This window comes from Rhizobium sp. 10PS4 (assembly GCF_032464805.1).
Lineage (GTDB): Bacteria > Pseudomonadota > Alphaproteobacteria > Rhizobiales > Rhizobiaceae > Rhizobium > Rhizobium laguerreae.
This window is the reverse complement of record NZ_JAWDIW010000018.1, coordinates 87,150-104,026: the sequence shown is the minus strand read 5'-3', so window position 1 is coordinate 104,026 and position 16,877 is coordinate 87,150. Positions and strand designations below refer to the sequence as shown.

19 protein-coding genes are annotated in these 16,877 nt (G+C 62.1%); 7 read left to right on the top strand and 12 right to left on the bottom strand.

The features are described 5' to 3' along the window. Positions 1–141: 141 nt before the first annotated feature. From RWJ89_RS29590 to RWJ89_RS29580, 3 genes are all read left to right on the top strand, one after another. Entirely contained in the window at positions 142–2,340 is a 2,199-nt protein-coding gene (locus tag RWJ89_RS29590) for a transglycosylase domain-containing protein (protein ID WP_131665911.1), read from the top strand. A gap of 302 nt (positions 2,341–2,642) precedes the next feature. Then, entirely contained in the window at positions 2,643–3,230 is a 588-nt protein-coding gene (locus tag RWJ89_RS29585) for a DUF1214 domain-containing protein (protein WP_316031870.1), read from the top strand. Next, positions 3,223–3,771, top strand: coding sequence for a DUF1254 domain-containing protein (locus RWJ89_RS29580; protein ID WP_017963550.1), 549 nt, complete (start codon positions 3,223–3,225; stop codon positions 3,769–3,771). Before RWJ89_RS29585 ends, RWJ89_RS29580 begins: the two co-directional genes overlap by 8 nt. 13 nt (positions 3,772–3,784) lie before the next feature. On the opposite strand, the gene RWJ89_RS29575 is transcribed toward RWJ89_RS29580, so the two are convergent. Next, the gene (locus RWJ89_RS29575; RefSeq protein WP_165503768.1) at positions 3,785–3,952 is read right to left on the bottom strand and encodes a hypothetical protein; all 168 of its coding nucleotides are present in this window, start codon (positions 3,950–3,952) and stop codon (positions 3,785–3,787) included. Between the two features lie 539 nt (positions 3,953–4,491). Here RWJ89_RS29575 and RWJ89_RS29570 point away from each other — a divergent pair. Both RWJ89_RS29570 and RWJ89_RS29565 read left to right on the top strand, forming a co-directional pair. Further along, positions 4,492–4,698 (top strand): hypothetical protein, encoded by a 207-nt coding sequence (locus RWJ89_RS29570; RefSeq protein WP_077976028.1) that lies wholly within the window; start codon positions 4,492–4,494, stop codon positions 4,696–4,698. Positions 4,699–4,946: 248 nt separating this feature from the next. Further along, on the top strand, positions 4,947–5,996 hold the full coding sequence (locus RWJ89_RS29565) for a DUF2336 domain-containing protein (RefSeq protein ID WP_168284822.1): 1,050 nt from the start codon (positions 4,947–4,949) through the stop codon (positions 5,994–5,996). Between the two features lie 65 nt (positions 5,997–6,061). On the opposite strand, the gene RWJ89_RS29560 is transcribed toward RWJ89_RS29565, so the two are convergent. From RWJ89_RS29560 to RWJ89_RS29545, 4 genes are all read right to left on the bottom strand, one after another. Beyond that, positions 6,062–6,406, bottom strand: coding sequence for a DUF1491 family protein (locus tag RWJ89_RS29560; RefSeq protein ID WP_131665945.1), 345 nt, complete (start codon positions 6,404–6,406; stop codon positions 6,062–6,064). A 62-nt stretch (positions 6,407–6,468) separates the two neighbouring features. Further along, a complete protein-coding gene (locus RWJ89_RS29555; protein ID WP_168284823.1) occupies positions 6,469–7,917 on the bottom strand; it encodes a methyl-accepting chemotaxis protein in 1,449 nt (482 codons plus the stop codon). Positions 7,918–8,037: 120 nt separating this feature from the next. Continuing rightward, positions 8,038–8,952 carry a peptidoglycan-binding domain-containing protein gene (locus RWJ89_RS29550; RefSeq protein WP_077976025.1) on the bottom strand — a complete coding sequence of 305 codons (915 nt, stop codon included), beginning with the start codon at positions 8,950–8,952 and terminating at the stop codon, positions 8,038–8,040. Beyond that, positions 8,924–10,504 (bottom strand): sensor histidine kinase, encoded by a 1,581-nt coding sequence (locus tag RWJ89_RS29545; RefSeq protein ID WP_245500414.1) that lies wholly within the window; start codon positions 10,502–10,504, stop codon positions 8,924–8,926. The genes RWJ89_RS29550 and RWJ89_RS29545 overlap by 29 nt, the downstream gene beginning before the upstream one ends. A 412-nt stretch (positions 10,505–10,916) precedes the next feature. Here RWJ89_RS29545 and RWJ89_RS29540 point away from each other — a divergent pair, with 412 nt between their 5' ends. Together RWJ89_RS29540 and RWJ89_RS29535 are read left to right on the top strand one after the other, a co-directional pair. Further along, positions 10,917–11,411: a DUF5330 domain-containing protein gene (locus tag RWJ89_RS29540; RefSeq protein WP_077976023.1), complete on the top strand. Its 495-nt coding sequence runs from the start codon at positions 10,917–10,919 to the stop codon at positions 11,409–11,411. Between the two features lie 245 nt (positions 11,412–11,656). Continuing rightward, on the top strand, positions 11,657–12,079 hold the full coding sequence (locus RWJ89_RS29535; protein ID WP_017959631.1) for a SufE family protein: 423 nt from the start codon (positions 11,657–11,659) through the stop codon (positions 12,077–12,079). Between the two features lie 335 nt (positions 12,080–12,414). On the opposite strand, the gene RWJ89_RS29530 is transcribed toward RWJ89_RS29535, so the two are convergent. From RWJ89_RS29530 to RWJ89_RS29500, 7 genes are all read right to left on the bottom strand, one after another. Beyond that, complete coding sequence (locus tag RWJ89_RS29530; RefSeq protein ID WP_003557810.1) at positions 12,415–12,846, bottom strand: MucR family transcriptional regulator; 432 nt, start codon at positions 12,844–12,846, stop codon at positions 12,415–12,417. 440 nt (positions 12,847–13,286) lie between these two features. Next, positions 13,287–13,619, bottom strand: a complete 333-nt coding sequence (gene mnhG / locus RWJ89_RS29525; protein WP_020049186.1) for a monovalent cation/H(+) antiporter subunit G — start codon at positions 13,617–13,619, stop codon at positions 13,287–13,289. After that, positions 13,616–13,969, bottom strand: a complete 354-nt coding sequence (locus RWJ89_RS29520; protein WP_131641471.1) for a cation:proton antiporter — start codon at positions 13,967–13,969, stop codon at positions 13,616–13,618. The genes mnhG and RWJ89_RS29520 overlap by 4 nt, the downstream gene beginning before the upstream one ends. Beyond that, positions 13,966–14,439: a Na+/H+ antiporter subunit E gene (locus RWJ89_RS29515; protein ID WP_131641472.1), complete on the bottom strand. Its 474-nt coding sequence runs from the start codon at positions 14,437–14,439 to the stop codon at positions 13,966–13,968. Before RWJ89_RS29515 ends, RWJ89_RS29520 begins: the two co-directional genes overlap by 4 nt. Then, on the bottom strand, positions 14,436–16,019 hold the full coding sequence (locus tag RWJ89_RS29510) for a Na+/H+ antiporter subunit D (protein ID WP_316031869.1): 1,584 nt from the start codon (positions 16,017–16,019) through the stop codon (positions 14,436–14,438). Before RWJ89_RS29510 ends, RWJ89_RS29515 begins: the two co-directional genes overlap by 4 nt. A gap of 58 nt (positions 16,020–16,077) precedes the next feature. After that, positions 16,078–16,455: a Na+/H+ antiporter subunit C gene (locus tag RWJ89_RS29505; protein WP_077976019.1), complete on the bottom strand. Its 378-nt coding sequence runs from the start codon at positions 16,453–16,455 to the stop codon at positions 16,078–16,080. Further along, positions 16,455–16,874 (bottom strand): Na(+)/H(+) antiporter subunit B, encoded by a 420-nt coding sequence (locus tag RWJ89_RS29500; protein ID WP_003557795.1) that lies wholly within the window; start codon positions 16,872–16,874, stop codon positions 16,455–16,457. The genes RWJ89_RS29505 and RWJ89_RS29500 overlap by 1 nt, the downstream gene beginning before the upstream one ends. Positions 16,875–16,877: the final 3 nt, after the last annotated feature.

The window sequence follows — 16,877 nt, the reverse complement described above, 5'->3', positions numbered from 1 at the left end:
GCCGCAAAATCAATCAATCCTTCAGTATACTCCTGGTACTCGGAGAATTCTCTCCTCGTATCGGAGAGGTTTGCGGCCATATACGGGCATCGCGCTTTTTGTCGGATATGACCGAAGCGAGATCAGGCGGGAATACAGGACGTGCAGGATCCGGACAACCCAGGAAATGGGCCAGAAAACGGGCCAGAAAAAAGGCCCGGAAAAGCGGCGAACGAGACGGCGGAAAAGCGGCCGGCGAAGAGCCGTCACATTCTGCTGCGCATCGATTCCTGGATCGATTCTACCGTCTGGAACGCCGGCTTCCGCGCCGCCGAGATCTGGGAAGACATTACCATCTTCTTCCGCCGTTTCCGCGTGCGCGGCTGGAAGCGCATGGTCTTCGAACTTGCCGGCGAAGGACTGACGCTCGGAGCGGCCGGCTCGGTGTTGATGCTGCTGCTTGCCCAGCCCGCCTTCGAGGCGACCAAGGAAGACTGGCGCAACCGGGGCGATTTCGCCGTCACCTTTACCGACCGCTACGGCAATGTCATCGGCCATCGCGGCGTCATCCACCAGAATTCCGTGCCGATCGACGAGCTGCCGGATTCGCTGATCAAATCGGTGCTCGCCACCGAAGACCGGCGATTCTTCGACCATTTCGGCATCGATTTCATCGGCCTCTTCCGCGCCATGAGCGAGAATGCGCGCGCCGGCGAAGTCGTCCAAGGCGGCTCGACGCTGACGCAGCAGCTCGCCAAGAACCTGTTCCTGTCGAACGAACGCTCGATCGACCGCAAGGTCACCGAGGCGTTCCTGGCGCTTTGGCTCGAGGCGAACCTTTCCAAGAAGGAAATCCTCTCCACCTATCTCGACCGCGCCTATATGGGCGGCGGCACTTTTGGCGCAGCGGCGGCGGCGCAGTTCTATTTCGGCAAGAACATCACCGATGTGAACCTCGCCGAATCCGCCATGCTTGCCGGCCTGTTCAAGGCGCCGGCGAAATACGCGCCGCATGTCAACCTGCCGGCGGCGCGTGCCCGCGCCAACGAAGTGCTGACCAATCTTGTCCAAAGCGGGCTGATGACCGAGGGCCAGGTGATCGCCGCCAGGCGCAATCCAGCTACCGTCGTCGACCGCAACGAGGTGGAATCGCCCGATTTCTTCCTCGATTGGGCTTTCGACGAGGTCCAGCGGCTTTCGTCGCGCTTCCACCAGCATTCGCTGATCGTGCGCACGACGATCGACATGGGCATCCAGCAGGCGGCGGAGGATTCGGTCGAGACGTCGCTGCGCGAATATGGCGAGGCCTATCACGCCAAGCAGGGCGCGATGGTGATGATCGAAAACGGCGGCGCCGTGCGCGCCATGGTCGGCGGCCGGGATTACGGCGAGAGCCAGTTCAACCGCGCCAGCAGGGCGCTGCGCCAGCCAGGCTCGTCCTTCAAGGTCTACACTTATGCAGTGGCGATGGAGAGCGGCATGACGCCGCAGACGACGATCGTCGATGCGCCGATCTACTGGGGCAACTGGAGCCCGCATAATTACGCAAACCGCTATGCCGGCCGCATCACGCTTGAGACCGCGATCGCCCAGTCGATCAACACCGTGCCGGTGCGGCTCGCCAAGGAAAAACTCGGTATTCAGCCGATCCGGGCGATGGCGAAGAACCTCGGCGTCGAAACGCCGATCCGCGACGACGTCACCATTCCGATCGGCACCTCCGAGGTGACGGTGCTCGACCAGGCGACCGCCTATGCCACCTTCCCGGCCGGCGGCTACCAGTCGCGCCGCCACGGCATCACCCAGATCCTCGATTACGACGGCGACGTGCTTTACGATTTCGACCGCGACGAGCCGGCGCCGAAGCGTGTGCTCTCCGAACAGGCCGACGCCTATATGAACCAGATGCTGTCGCGCGTTCCCTATGTCGGCACGGCGCGCAAGGCGGCCCTCGACAACGGCATCCTGACGGCCGGCAAGACCGGCACGACCCAGGCCTATCGCGACGCCTGGTTCGTCGGCTTCACCGGCAACTACACCTGCGCCGTCTGGTTCGGCAATGACGACTACACCTCGACCAACGAGATGACCGGCGGCTCGCTGCCGGCGATGACCTTCAAGCGCGCCATGGACTACGCCCATCAGGGCGTCACGCTGCGCGCCATCCCCGGCGTCGAAAACCCGCTGCCCTCGGAAAAGGACCTCGCCAAGACTGCCGCCGCCAAGCCGCAGGACGGATTGCCGCAGCTCATCCGGCCGCGCATGCTCTCGGTTCAATCGACTGGCATCCTCAAGAAGCTCGGCGAGAAGCTGAAGGATGCCGCCCCGCTCGCGCCGGCGAAGGTGGCGAGCGCGGAGTAGTTGGCCCAGGAGATTGCCGGACTGCCCCTCATCCGGCTGCCGCCACCTTCTCCCCGTAAACGGGGCGAAGGGACCATGTCGCCACCTCTCCGTTCCCCGCACACCTCTCGTAGGGCACGTCCCCTCGCCCCGTTTACGGGGAGAGGGTTAGGGTGAGGGGCAGCCATTCGCGCAAACCGGACAGCCCTGTTGCCGCACTTTGCATAACGTGGATCAATCGGCGCCTATGTCACGGCGCGGCATTCCACCCTGCCAGAATCAGTGGTAACCCTTTCATCCGATATGGTTTCCAAGGTCATGACGTGTTTCGATTCCCCCTCTTTATCGCGATCACGCTGATCGTCGCCTTCGGCGGCGGGATCATGATTTCGCTTTATGCGCTGGACGCGACACAGGGTTTCGGGGCGATCAAGCTCGGTGCCTGGGAGGCCTTTCCGGCGTTGCAGACAGTCGAGGCCGATCCTTACGCCAAGTCGCACCGGGCGCGCGCCGGCAAGCTGCTCTATGGCAGCGCCGAGGGCCTGACCTTCACGGCGAGCGTCGACGACGAGGGCGCGCGGCTGAATGCCAATTGCCGCTACCGCATCAGCGGGCAGACGCCGCCTGCCCGGCTCTGGACGCTCTTTACCGCCGACAATGGCGGCAATCCGGCAGCGGTGAAGACCGGGCATCCCTCAGCGCTCAATTCCTGGACGGTGCTGCGCAATCAAGACGGCAGTTTCTCGGTTGAGATCTCCGCCGTCGCGCAGCCGGGCAACTGGCTGGCATTGCCAGAGGCCGGCACCTTCCGGCTGGTGCTCACGCTGTTCGACACACCGACAGCCGGCAGTTCCGGCGTGATCGACCTCGCTATGCCGAAGCTCACCAAGACCGGATGCGGCAATGCTTAGGATATTTTTCGCCGTCCTGACCGGCCTTTTCGGCGCAGCCCTGCTGCATCTCGTCATCATCCTGTCGCTGCCGCATTTCACCGGCAGGGATGCGGCGACCCGCGTGGAGGCAGAGGGCGACCTCAATAATTTCTACCTGCTCGGCGACCAATATGACGAGGCTGGCCTTGCCAATGGCGACCCCTTCCTGCGCACCGCCGTCTGCTCCTTCGACGTCGAGGATGCGCCGGTACATTTCACCGCCAAGGGCAATGTGCCCTTCTGGTCGATCGCGATCTATGACAGCGCCTCCAACGAGGTCTTCAGCATGAACGACAGGACATCGGTCGGCGGCGCGCTCGATGTGCTGGCCGGCAGTCCGATCCAGCTGACAGACCTGCGCAAGAACTTGCCGCAGGAGCTGCAGCAGGCGATCCTGGTGGAAATGGCACGGCCGGACGGCTATGCCGTGCTGCGGACGCTGGCGCCGCAGGCGAGCTTCGATGAGGCTGCGCGCAACTTCCTGACGGAAGCCGGCTGCGAGCAATTCGCCGCTCGCTGAGGTTGAAGAGCGGTTACTTCTTGTTGACGCGCGGCGCGGGCGCCGGACGATGTTTCGGGCTCTCGGCCAACCGCTCGTAGCGGACGCCGGTGAACCAAAGGATCTTGGCTTCGCGGGGCTCCTTGTCCGGGCGCCGCGGCGCCCGCGGCCGCCGATCCGCCAATGCAATTACTATTGCCATTCTCGTCTCCATGCACTGCCCGAGACGGATGAAGTTGCGATGGATTTCACCCTGCCCGCCAATGTGCGGGCCGGCGCGTCCTGCAGTGCCGGGATGACCGGACCGAGGGCATTCGCGCCTTTCCCACGGCACCTGATTGAAATACCGTGATGCGGAGTTTCAACGATCCAAATACTCAAATCGCGTCGTTCCTATCCGAATTGAGACAGATGACAGTTAACAGTTTACTAATACTCGGCCGATGCCGAACACAGTTCACGTTACTTCCCCTTTAACGCTCGAAGAGTTGATTTGGTTTCACCCCGCCTGCGCAAACGGCCGGCTGGAGATCAACGGATAAAATTAGAAACAATTCATATAGTTGACATCGGCGCTGCAATCCGCCGGCCGGGAAAAAGGGCGATGTTGCAAAAAAACATCATGAAAATATTAATTGCGAGGCGCACAGATGCGCGTATGTTCGCTCATGTCGATCACACGTTTCCGGCTTCCGATCGATCGGGATTTCCACGTTCTTGCCGGAATGCGGAGGGCAAGCGGTGTCTTTGCTGGTGAATTCATCTTTCTCGCCTGAAGATCTCGACGTGCTGCGCAGTGCGCTTGATGCCTGGTGCGCAGAACGGCGCATCGACATCAAAAGCGTCGACGCGCAATTCGCGGCATCCGCTGCACTCGACCTTTATCAGGCCGGTTACGACAGCCGCGAAAAGCTGCTGCACGCGCTGCGCGATCACAGGATCGCCTGATTTTTCCTCTATCTCGGCAGCGATGCGCGATCGTCTCAACGCGCCTTCCAAACCACCCATTTTTATATTGCCGGCTGACAATGCCGCGACACGTTAGGCGTGTATATTTCTGTTGCATATTAATAAAATCTTCAGCATGCATTAACCGTACCGGTGTAGGATTTGTTCATAACCGTATGGCCTGACATGCGTTCCGCCAGCGCATATCGGCCCTTGGTCCCCTTATTCTGCGTTTTCGGGGTGTTTTTGTGCGTGACCGGTTTCGAGACCTAGAAGGCCCCTTGGCCGTCAGGAAAAAGGACGTGGTATTGATGGCGACTGTCAGCAGTTTCGAGAACCTGTCTCATCCGACACGGTCCGAACTGCGCCAATTCGCCGAGCTTTTCATGCCGCTATTCCAGGCCTCCTCCGACGAGGCCAAGCGCCAAGCGGTCGCGGCGCTATCCCAATGCGAGAACATGCCGGCCGCAGTGGCGCTGTTCATCGGCAACCAGCCGATCGAGATCGCAGCCCCTTTTCTTGCCGCCTCAAAGGCCGTCGCCGACGATACGCTGATCACCATCGCACGCATGCAGGGTGCAGCGCATGTCAAGGCGATCGTCAGCCGCGATTCACTCTCGCCGAAGGTCATCGATGCTTTGGTGGCGCTGCGCCAGAGCCAGCCGCGGTCGACGACCACATCGGCGCCGGTCATGGAATCGCCGGCGGTGCCGCTTTCGCCGGCGCCTACCGAGACCAACGAGGCAGATGCGCTGGAGGAACAGCGGGTTGCCAATGAAGAGGCATTGCGCGAGCGTATCCTCGGGCTTGCCGGCCATCTCGGCCGTGCCGACGAGGACAGGCTCGGTCTGCGCACGCTCACCGACATTCAGGAGGCGCTGCTGGTGCGCTTTGCCCGCTCGCGTGAGGCGACGCATTTCGCGACCGCACTTGCCGATGCGCTTTCCGCCAGCCGCTGGCTTGCCGAGCGCATCATGCTCGATCTTTCCGGCCAGCAGCTCGCCACGACGCTGACGAGCCTCGGCATGGGCTTTCTCGATGCCGTCTTCGTGCTCGAAAGGCTCTATCCGCACCTTGCCGAACAGCAGCACAACGTCACGCGCGGCTGGATGGTGCTCGATGCGCTCGACCCGGAAGAATGCCACGAACGCGTCGAAGCCTGGCGGCGTGCCGATCGCTACACCTATAGGCACGACGTACCCAATGTGCCCGCACCTCAGGAAACGCCCAACCACCGCTTCATCCGCCAAGCGCCGCCGCAGCGCGACATGCGCGTCATGGGGCGGCGATCTCGCTGAGCTGGAATGACTAACCTCACCGCATGGTGAGCTGTTTGAAATTAGGAACTGACGAGCGCCTTGGCTCAGCCGCCCTTCGCAAGCGGGATCATGTCCCCCAGTTCCTCCGCCTCCAGCTCAACGATCCAGAGATCGGGGTCGAATTTACGTTCGCGCTCCAGCATCGCCCGCACCGCTTCCGGATCGCTGCGCGACAGGCGGACCTCGAACAGACGGTCGCCGGCCTGACCTTCGTCGAAGGCGGTCTGCGGCGCGGGCGCGTAGAGCGTTTCCAGGCCGTTGCGGAAGTGCTGGCGGATAAAGATCGCCCCGGCTTCCTCGGCGCCCTTCTTCTCCACGGCGGCGAAATCGCCGCTGGTGAAGACGCGGCGCAGGAGGGCTGAAACGAAGATGTCGGCGCGTAATCTCATCGGCGCGGTATAGACCGGCGCGCCGGTGGCGGCAATGCGGGGCCAGAGTTTGACCTCAGGGGTCAGACCTTGACCGCCAGCCGCAATCCGCCCCAATGCCGTCCGCGCACTGTGATCGGAGCGGAGATATCCTTCATCATCACGAAATTGCCGCCGCCCATGTCGCGCCTGTAGGTCTGGACGAGGAAGGGCGCGGTGCTGCGGCCGGCGGCAAGACCGACGCGATCGGCGAAGATGCGGCGATTGCGGCAATTGGCGGTGTTCCAGACGCTGTCGCCAGACCGCTGGGCTTGCGAGAATTTTCGGTTGTGGGTCGGCAGATAGCCGTTCTCGTCGATCGCCGCGCAGAAGGCGATGCGCTCGTCCAAAGCTGTGACGGGCTCCTGGATCGGCGGCAGCAGGCGGTCGGTGAGCTCGGTGAAGGCCGCCATCATCTGCGCCGGATCGGAGCCTGGTATCGGCCGATAGCGTCGGTCGAAGAGCGCATCGAGCCCGATCTGACCCTCGATGACGGCGCGCTCGAAGGCGCCGGAAATCTGCCTTGCCACCGACTGCGCTTCCTCGATCCAACGGCTGTCGGCGGTCTTGACGCCGGCGCTCGCCGTCAGCTGGATCAGGGTTTCCGAGAGGCCGACGACGCTGTCGACGCGTTTTGCCGCCTGCTGCAGCCTGACATTCGAGCCGGCGACCTCGGCCGACATCTCGCCGAGTTTCTCGACGAAACCGGCGCATTGCTGATCGACCGCCTCGGTGGTGTTGGCCATGACAGTCGAACTGTCGAGGATGCGGGTGATGACATGTTCCATGCTTTCGAAGGCGCCGCGCATCGCCTCCGACTTGTCACGCACGCCGGCTGCACTGTCGCGCGCATCGCTGCCGGCGGCCGACAGCCGGTCGATCTTCACGCGCAGTTCGTCCAGCGTCTGCTGGATGGAGCCGGTCGCCTTCGAGGTCTGCAGCGAAAGCGCCCGGACCTCGGTGGCGACGACCGCAAAACCCTTGCCCGCATCGCCGGCGCGCGCCGCCTCGATCGCGGCGTTCAGCGCCAGCAGGTTGGTCTGGCGGGCGATGGTGCTGATCTCCTCGGCAATATTGTCGACATCGGCAAGCGACTTGGAGAAGCCGGCAATCTCAGCGCCGATCTCGTTGGAGGACTGCACCATGTGGCCGATCTCGGCGACGGAGCCCGTCAGGCGGTCAGCCGATTCTTTCAGCATGTGGCGGGCCTCGGCCGCGGTGCGGTCGGTCTCGCGCAGCGACACGGCGACCGAGCGGTTGGTCTCTGCAATCGAAAGCGCGGTGCGGGTGACATGATCGAAGGCGGAGGCATGCCGGGCCGACATTCCCGCCATGTCCTGGATGGCGCCGGCGATATCGACAAGATCGATGCCAAGGGTGGAAGCTTCTTCGGCAAGACGCAGCAGGATGTGGCGCAGCGCCTCGCGATCAGGCCCTCCCGCTTCGACCGCCGGTTCTCCAGCCAGATCGTCTATCGCCTTCAGCGCATGCATGACCGATGCTCCCCGTCCCAATCAGAAAAGCTTCAGGCAACATGGTTAATAAGCTGCAAACAGCGGCAGAACCTTAGACTTAGGTTGTAGAAGGAAGCCAACCGTGCGGCATAATAACGGCTAGATCGCGCCGATTTCCTTGAGTTTCTTCAGTACCGCCTGGTTCGGCTCGCCGTCTTCGGGCAGGTTGTAGTGCTTCTGAAAATGGCGGATGGCCGCGCGGGTCTGCTCGCCGGCGACGCCGTCGACGCCGACATTGGCATAGGCCATGTTGGAAAGACCCTTCTGGATCTTCAACACCAGGTCGACATTGGTGATTTGGCTTGATGGAACCTGCTTTGCCGCCGATGGAACGGTTTTGACGGTCTTCTCGGCGCTGCGGATCGCCGCTGCCACCGGGTCTTCCGCCGCCGCCTTCGAGCTGACATCCTCGGGTGGCTTTTCGGCGGGTACGGTCGAGGGGCCGGCAGCATCGGTCTTCAGCGCCACGAGCACCTCCGGCGTCGGATCGCCGGTCTGGGTCATGCCGACGGTTTCCTCGAAGAAGAGAATGGCCGCACTGGTGCGGGGGCCGATGATGCCGTCGGGTATGCCGTTATAGAGGCCGCGGCGCACCAGCTGCTGCTGGATGTCCATGACGAGTTGGCTCGGCTGCTGGCCGGGTGCGGCAGGCGCCGGTGTCGCGTTGGTGGCGGCGGTATCCTGCGGCCGTTCGATCCGGAAGGTGGTGACATCACCCTGTTGCTCCTCGGCCGGACGGCGGGCGCCGAGCACGGTTGGGGACTGCGGATCGCGGGTGCGGAAGATCGGATGCGGATGCAGGCCCGGCTGATACCAGAGCGCATTGGCGGCGACGAAGGAGAAGATGACGGCGAAGGTGATCGTGCCGCCGGCGACCGACGGATTGCGGCCGATGACGCCGCCGAGCACGGAGGCGCCCTGCAGGCCGAGCCCGCCGAGGGCGGCGGCGCCTGACATCAGAAGGCCCGGCTGCTGGCGCTTCCCCTTAGGCGATTTTCGCTTGCGCGCGGCCATCGAAACGCCCCTCTTCTAATTCTGCACCTGTGTTGACCGCGCCCTTCAGCCGCGGCGGAAACTCGACAGTCGCGCCATGGCCGGCGTCTTCGGCGTGCTGGGCACCCGAGCCGTCCATTGCGATCTCAATGGTAATGATCGTGCCTTCGCCCGGCTGGCTGGCGATGGCGAAATACCCGCCATGCAGCGCCACCAAGCCCTTGACCAGGGAGAGACCGAGGCCGGAGCCTTCGAACTGTCGGGTATAGTCGTTCTGGATCTGGACGAAGGGCTGGCCGAGCAATGCCAGCTTGTCGGCCGGGATGCCGATGCCGGTGTCGCTGACCGTCAGCTTGAGGATGCCGTCGCGCGCTGCCGCATCGACCGAGACCACGCCGCCGGCCTCGGTGAACTTTATGGCATTGCCGACGAGATTGATGAGGATCTGCTGGATGGCCCGCTGATCGGCGACGACCTCGCCGAGGCCGCGCTGGATACGGCTCGTCAGGGTGAGGCCCTTGGTCTTCGCCTGCAATGCCAGCATCGATTCGCAGGATTTGACGGAGCTTGATATGTCGAAGGCTTCGAGGATCAGCTCGTAGCGGCCGGCTTCGATCTTGCTCATATCGAGCATGGTGTTGACGACGGACAAGAGATGCGCGCCGGATTCGCGGACCAGGCCGACATATTCGCGCTGGCGGTCGTTTTCAAACTTGCCGAAATATTCGCCGATCAGGATGTCGGAAAAACCGAGAATGGCGTTCAGCGGCGTGCGCAGCTCATGGCTGACGGCGGCGAGGAAGCGCGATTTGGCATCATTTGCGGATTCGGCATCGGCCGCGCGGTTCTGGGCTTCGTCACGCAGCTGTTGCTCGACGGAGACATCGCGCAGCTGGGCAATGATGGCGGCAAGTTCGCCGTCGGCATCGCGCCGGGCCGTCATGTCCATTCTCAGATAGGCAAACTGGCGCTGATCGCGCGAGACCGAGGGCCGGTCGAGGCGCAGATCGACGCTCTGAGCATCCTCGCCCCGGCGCAGGCCATCGAGCGCCTGCAGGAAAAGAATGCGATCGGAGACATGCACCTGCTCGAGGAAGCCCCTGCCCTTGGGATCGCGCATCCAGGCGAGGAAGTCGCGCCGGTCGCGGCCGCCGACGGTCGCCACACTGCCATGCGGGTCGAGGAAGAAGACGAGGCCCGGTGTGGCGGCAAGGAAAAAATCCTCGGCCGACTGCGTGGCGATACCGGCGGACGAACCCTGACGGGCGAGCGCGATGCTGCCGACGGCGGAAAAAAGAAAGGCGGCGCAGACCATGGCGACACCGGCCGGCAGCGCCACGGCCGGACTGGTGACTGCCGAAAGGCCGATAGGAGCTGCAACGAGAGCAGCCGACGAGAGCAGCACGAGGCGGCGCAGGATCGCGAGCTCGCGTTGGCGCACGGCCTCGCCGCCGCCCGTCCGGGAGAGCCAGCTTGTCGCTGCCCGGTCTACGAGGGCCGTCATCCAGCCGCCAATGTTACTCAATACACGCACGCAATACCCGCCCGAAAGGCTGTCTATCGATCCGGACAATAGGCCTTGGCGACTTAAAGAAAGGATAAGGCAAAAGCGCTGTTCACAGCCTGAAACGGCCGAAATTCTCGTTTTGGCGCATCTGGAAGGCTCTTTGCCTTTTGTGGTTAATAGGGGGTAAGCGACGGATTTTCCTCATATTTCAGCATTGCGTTAACTCCTGTGGCAAGGCGAGCCGGCAAAAGTCCTGCAATTGCAAGCAGGTGCTGCCCTGATGCTTAACGGCGATCGGTCGCATTCGACTAAAATACGGGTCAAATACCGTTCGCTAAAATTTGAACTAAATTTGCCGCAAATGCGCGTGAGTTTCGAAAAGCGGCATTCGCAACTTGGCGGTAGGGTGAAAACACACCGGACAACCGGCCTGATTCGGCAACAAGAACCGGACGGGAAAACAGGATGGGCAACGACAATGTGGTTTCTGATCAAAGGATCCTTCTGGTTTGGCCTCGTGCTCGTGCTTCTTTCCGTCTTCAGCACGGAGAGTTCCGACAAGCTCGCCAACGGCCCGCAATTGCAGCTTTCCGACGCGTTCACGGCGGCAAGCGGCGCCTACGACTATTTGACCGGCATGTGCTCGGAGAAGCCCGAGGTCTGCGCCAAGGGCACCGAGACCCTCACCGCACTCGGCTACCGGGCCCGCGAGGGAGCCCACGTCGCCTACCAACTGCTCGACAGCCAATTCAAGGATGAGGCGCCGGCAACCGCAAAGCTTGCCGAACCGCAGATGCCGGTGGCGCTCAACATGCCTTCCCTCACCACGCCTGCCATTCAGGAAAAGGTGCGCGAGGCAAAGGCCGCGCTCAACCAGCCGATGCCTTACCGTCCGCCGGTCGAGGACGATGCCTCCCCTGAGGCGGTGGTGACCGGCGCCATTCCGCTGCCGACGCCGAAACCGGCGACCTGACCCTTAACCAGCTTGCATCGGTGGTCCGCATGACGCGGAGATGCCCCATGCCTGACGTGCCTGCCCTGTTTAATTCAGCATGTTGCTGCGCCGTGAGGATGCTCATCCCTCACGGCGTTTCTTTTTAACGGTTCAAATCTGCCGGTCTTTCACCTATATGCAGTCTTAGAGCACTTCCTGACGCATTCCGGACGCAAAACCGCTGCGCACTTTTGCTGGAACTGCTTTAATAGTGAAAGGCTACCATGGCATCCCTCGACCAGATCATCGACGACTTCGCCTTCCTGGACGATTGGGAAGACCGCTACCGCTATGTCATCGAACTCGGCAAGGCGCTGCCCGACTTGGCGGAGGAAAAGCGTACCTCCGAGAATAAGGTGATGGGTTGCGCCAGCCAGGTGTGGCTGGTGAGCCATACGGCAGGCGATCCCGACAATCCCGTCATGAGCTTCGAGGGTGATTCCGACGCCCATATCGTGCGCGGCCTCGTCGCCATCGTGCTTGCCACCTATTCCGGCAAGACGGCCTCCGAGATCGCCGGGCTCGATGCCTTCGAGATATTCTCGAAGATCGGCCTGGTGGAGAACCTGTCATCGCAGCGTTCGAACGGACTGCGGTCGATGGTGAACAGGATCCGCGAAGAGGCGAGAGTCCGCGCTGCGGCTTGACCGTGCTCGTGGCTGCTGGCCTGTTTTGAAAGCGACAGTACGGGCGAGTGGGGCGGTGCCGGCTCTGCAATCGAGTATATTAACACTTACTCATAGTATAGGAAAACATTCTAAGCCCGTCGGCAAAGCATAAGACGGGACCGCTTACGCTGTCGTGGCGTCCGGCCGAAACGGGCCGGCCGGTCGACCAGCCGACTCCGTTTGAGCCAACAGAATGCTTCAATCTAACCCGGAAAGGCTCTAAATATCGGAATGAGTATTTCTTCGTCTTGAAAAAGCACACAAAAAGCCGGGCACAAGACCCGGCTTTTTGTCGTCGATGCTTTAGAAAAAGCTCAGCCGCGGCCGCGCTTGCGGCGCTGCCCGAGGCCCATTTCCTTTGCCAGGCGCGAACGCGCTTCGGCATAAGCGGGCGCTACCATCGGGTAATCGGTCGGCAGATCCCACTTCTCGCGGTATTCTTCCGGCGAGAGGCTGTGATGCGTCATCAGGTGACGCTTCAGGGACTTGAAGTTGCCGCCGCATTCCAAACACGTGATCTGCTCGTCCTGTACGGACTTGCGGACAGAAACTGCAGGCTTCTGTTTTTCGACGATCGCCGCAGCAGGCTGCGGTACGGACGTGTTGCTCAGTGCCGAATGCACGTCGGAAATCAGATTGGCCAGGTCGCTGACCGGTACAACATGGTTGCTGACATAGGCCGCGACGATGTCGGCTGTCAGTTCCACAAGCAGCTCCGGCGCATTGCCGGTCGCTATATCCGTCATATTCTTTCTCCTGTTAGCATGCTCAAACGGTCTTTGACTGACACGCCAAAGACCCGCCTCGTAGAAGCGAACAGCAAAAGCACAGGAAGCGACCTTCTGTTTCGAAAAACGCGAAATCCACCCCTAGATTCCGAAGAGCGTAACCTGTTCTTATACTGCCTGACTGGAAACCACTACGTCATGCCCCAGGCGATGGCCTCAGTTTAGACATTAAAAATCAAAACTGAGGGACTTGGAAGCAGTACGATTGCAATCCACAATCAGAACTCTACTTGCATTTTCAAATACCATCGTTTGGTCGAAAGGCCAATTATTATTTGTCGTTTTTCTTGAGAAAAAATGACAGATGAAGAATTGAGGGTCTCTTCGGCAAGCTTTACTCACAGCTTCCTGTGCATAAGTTTTGCATAAATCTGGTAAAGTCGCCGAACAGCATAGGCTCAACGATCCCTGATATCGTCACGGACCGAGAGTGCACCGAGATCATATCCCGAACGATGGGCAGCTCTGGCAAGCAGGTGGGCAGACACCGGCGCCGTCAGCAGGAAGAAGACGAAACCGGCAAGGGCGCGGGCGAGAATCGCCGGGTCCTCTGAATAGAGACCGGCGGCAAGGAGCAACAGCCCGGAGCCGACGGTCCCCGCCTTCGAGGCCGAATGCATGCGTGTATAGAGATCGGGCAGCCGGACCAGGCCGATCGCCGCCGCAAGCGCAAAGAGCGCACCGACGATCAAAAGCAGGGCGGTGACGGCAGCCACGATATAATCGATCATCGCTTCTTTCCCCCTGCCCGGCGCTTCTGCGTGTTGCTATTTGCCGTAGCGGCGGGCGGCTTCGATTTGATGTTGCCGCGCGACAGCACGAATCGGGCGAAGGCGACGGTCGCCAGGAAACCGACGAGGCCGAGCGAAATGGCGATATCGATATAGAGCGAAAAACCGGTCTTGACCGCGATGACGGCGATGAAGCCGATGGCGATGCCGGTCAGCATGTCGAGGGCGAGGATCCGATCCGGCAATGTCGGGCCGGCAACGACGCGCCAGACGGTCAGAATCAGCGCCAGGCCGAGGATGACGAGTGCGGCCGAGGATGCGACCGCGACGATGGCGGCAGGTGTGATCACCGGAAGGCCTCCATGATCTTGCGTTCGAAACCGTTGGCGATATCACGCTTGGTCGTCTCGGGATCGGAACAATCGAGCGCGTGCACAAAGAGCGTGCGGCGATCGGGCGAGACGTCGACCGAAAGCGTGCCGGGTGTCAGCGTGATGAGGTTTGCGAGCAAAGTGATCTCGAAATCGCTTGTCACCGTCAGCGGGAAGGCGAAGATGCCGGGCTTCAGCTTCATATCGGGCGAGAGGACGGTGACCGTGACCTTCCAGGCCGACAGCGACAATTCCTTCAGGAACAGAGCGGCGAGCGAGAGCACCGGGAGGACGCGGGGGATATGTCCCTTGCCGCCGAAGGATTCACGGATGATGACCAGCGCCAAGGCCCCAAGCAGCAAGCCGAGGACGAGATTGTGCAGCGTGCCGCTGCCGGTAACGGCGATCCAGGCAATGGCAAGCAACAGGTTGAAGAGGAAGAAGATCACGGCGCGCGCCCTTCCGGGAAGACCGAATGAAGATAGGCCTGGGGATCGGCCAGGCCGGCAGCGGCCGATTGCGACAGCGCCAGCAACTGTTCCGGCAGGATGCCAAAACCGACGACCAGCGCTGTCAGTGCCGCGAGCGGCAGACCCGTGTGCCACCTGGCACGGGGAGACCTCAGGGTTGTCGACGACAATGCTATCGGCGTCGGGGCTATCGGCGCCGGGCGCCAATAGGCGAGCAGGAAGAGACGGCCGAAGGCAATCGTCGTCAGAAAACCGCCAACGAGGATCGAGGCCGCCAGCCACCAGGCACCGAGATCGAGCGAGGCCTTGACGAGAATGACTTTCGGCCAGAAGCCGGAAAAGGGCGGCAGGCCGCAGGCGGCAAGGAAGAGCGCGAGGGAGAGCGCGGTGAAGCCGCCGCTTTGCCTGTAGAGCCCGCCGAGGGCCGACAGCGAAAAGCTGCCGCCGCGCCGGGCGATCTCGCCGGCGGCAAGATAAAGCGCCGTCATCAGCACCATCGAATGGAGCGCATAGAAGACAGCGCCGCTGATGCCGCCAAGGCCGCCGAGTGCGACGCCCGCCAGCATGTTTCCGATGCCCGATATGACAACATAGCCGAACAGCCTGCGGATATCGTTTTCGGCAAGCGCGCCGAGAGCGCCGACGACAATGGTCGCGGCGGCGGCGAGCGCGATCACCAGGCTCAATTCCTGGCGCTCCATCGGCAACAGCATGACCATCACCCGGATCAGCGCGTAGATGCCGACCTTGGTGAGCAGGCCGGCAAACAGCGCGGAGACCACGATGCGCGGCGTATGGTAGGCGGCGGGCAACCAGAAATTGACCGGGAAGGCTGCCGCCTTCATGCCGAAGGCGAGCAGGAAGAGGCTTGCCAGCGTCATCAGCGGCGCCGTGCCGCGTAAATCCCCAGCTTTTGCGGCGATATCGGCCATATTGAGCGTGCCGAAGGCGGCATAGAGGATGCCGACGCCGACCAGGAACAGGGTCGTGGCAATCAGATTGAGCACCGCATATTTCAGCGCGCCGTCGATCTGCTCACGTTCGGAACCAAGAATGATCAGCCCGAAGGAGGAGATCAGCAGCACCTCGAACCAGACATAGAGATTGAAAATATCGCCGGTGAGAAAGGCGCCGGTGACGCCGGCCATCAGTAGCATGAGCAGCGGGAAGAAGCCGTATCGCCGGCCGCTTTCGCCGATATCGACCAGCGCATAGATGCCGCCGGCGAGCGCGGCAAGGGCCGCGGTGAAGGCCATCAGCGCACCGAAGAGATCGACGGTGAAGGCGATGCCGAAGGGCGGCAGCCAACGGCCCATGACCATGGTCAGCGGCCCGTCGGCCGCGACCTTGGCGAGCAGGGCCGCATCGATCAGCGCCAGCGCCGCTAGGCCCGGAATGGCCAGCCAGGCCTGCAGACGGGGATAGCCGCGCAGCATCAGCAGGACGGCACCGAACGTGATGCAATGGGCGACCGGCAGGATGGCAAGCCAATGACCGATCGGCACCGGAGCAGTGATCAGGGCGGCGGAGAGATCGACGGTGGCGGTGGGGGCGGCCATCAGATGGCGCCTCCGCTAGCGCGAGAGAGGGCTTGGGTCAGCATCCGCACCAACATCCTCAATACTCCAATGGCGGCAGCGGCCGGTCGTCGGGCTCGGCGGCGCGCATGTCGCTGGTGTTGTCGGTGCCGAGGTCCTGATAGGCGCGGTAGGTCAGCACCAGCAGGAAGGCGAGGAAGGAGAAGGAGATGACGATCGCGGTCAGGATGAGGGCCTGCGGCAGCGGGTTGGCCGTGCCTGCGGGCAAGCTGTCGAGACCCACCGGGATGATCGGCGGCACCTCGCGCGTCAGCCGGCCGCCGGTAAAGAGCAGCAGATTGACGGCGTTGCCGAGGATGGCGATGCCGAGCATGATCCGGATGGAGAATTTCGACAGCATCAGATAGATGGCGGCGGCGAAGAACAGGCCAACGAGGATCGCCAGAAGCGGCTCCATCATTCCACCTCCTTTTCTTCCAATGCCAACGCGATCGAGGTGATGGCGCCGAGCACGACAAGATAGACGCCGATATCGAAGAGCATGACGCTCGACAGCGGAACCTCGGCGCCGAAAAGCGTCGGATAGATCCAGAGGCCGGTCATGAAGGGAACGGCAAACAAGATGGAGAGGAGACCGGCCGCGGTGGACAGGAGCAGGCCGAAGCCGGCTATCGACAGCGGATGGAAAAACAGTGCCCGGCGAACGGCGCCAACGCCGCGGGCAATGCCGTAGATCGCCAGTCCCGAGGCGGCGATCAGCCCGCCGATGAAGCCGCCGCCCGGCTCGTTATGGCCGCGCAGCAGCACGAAGACGGAAAAAAGCAGCATCAGCGCGGTGAGAAACGGGGCGACGGTGCGGAAAATGAGGGTGTTCACGCG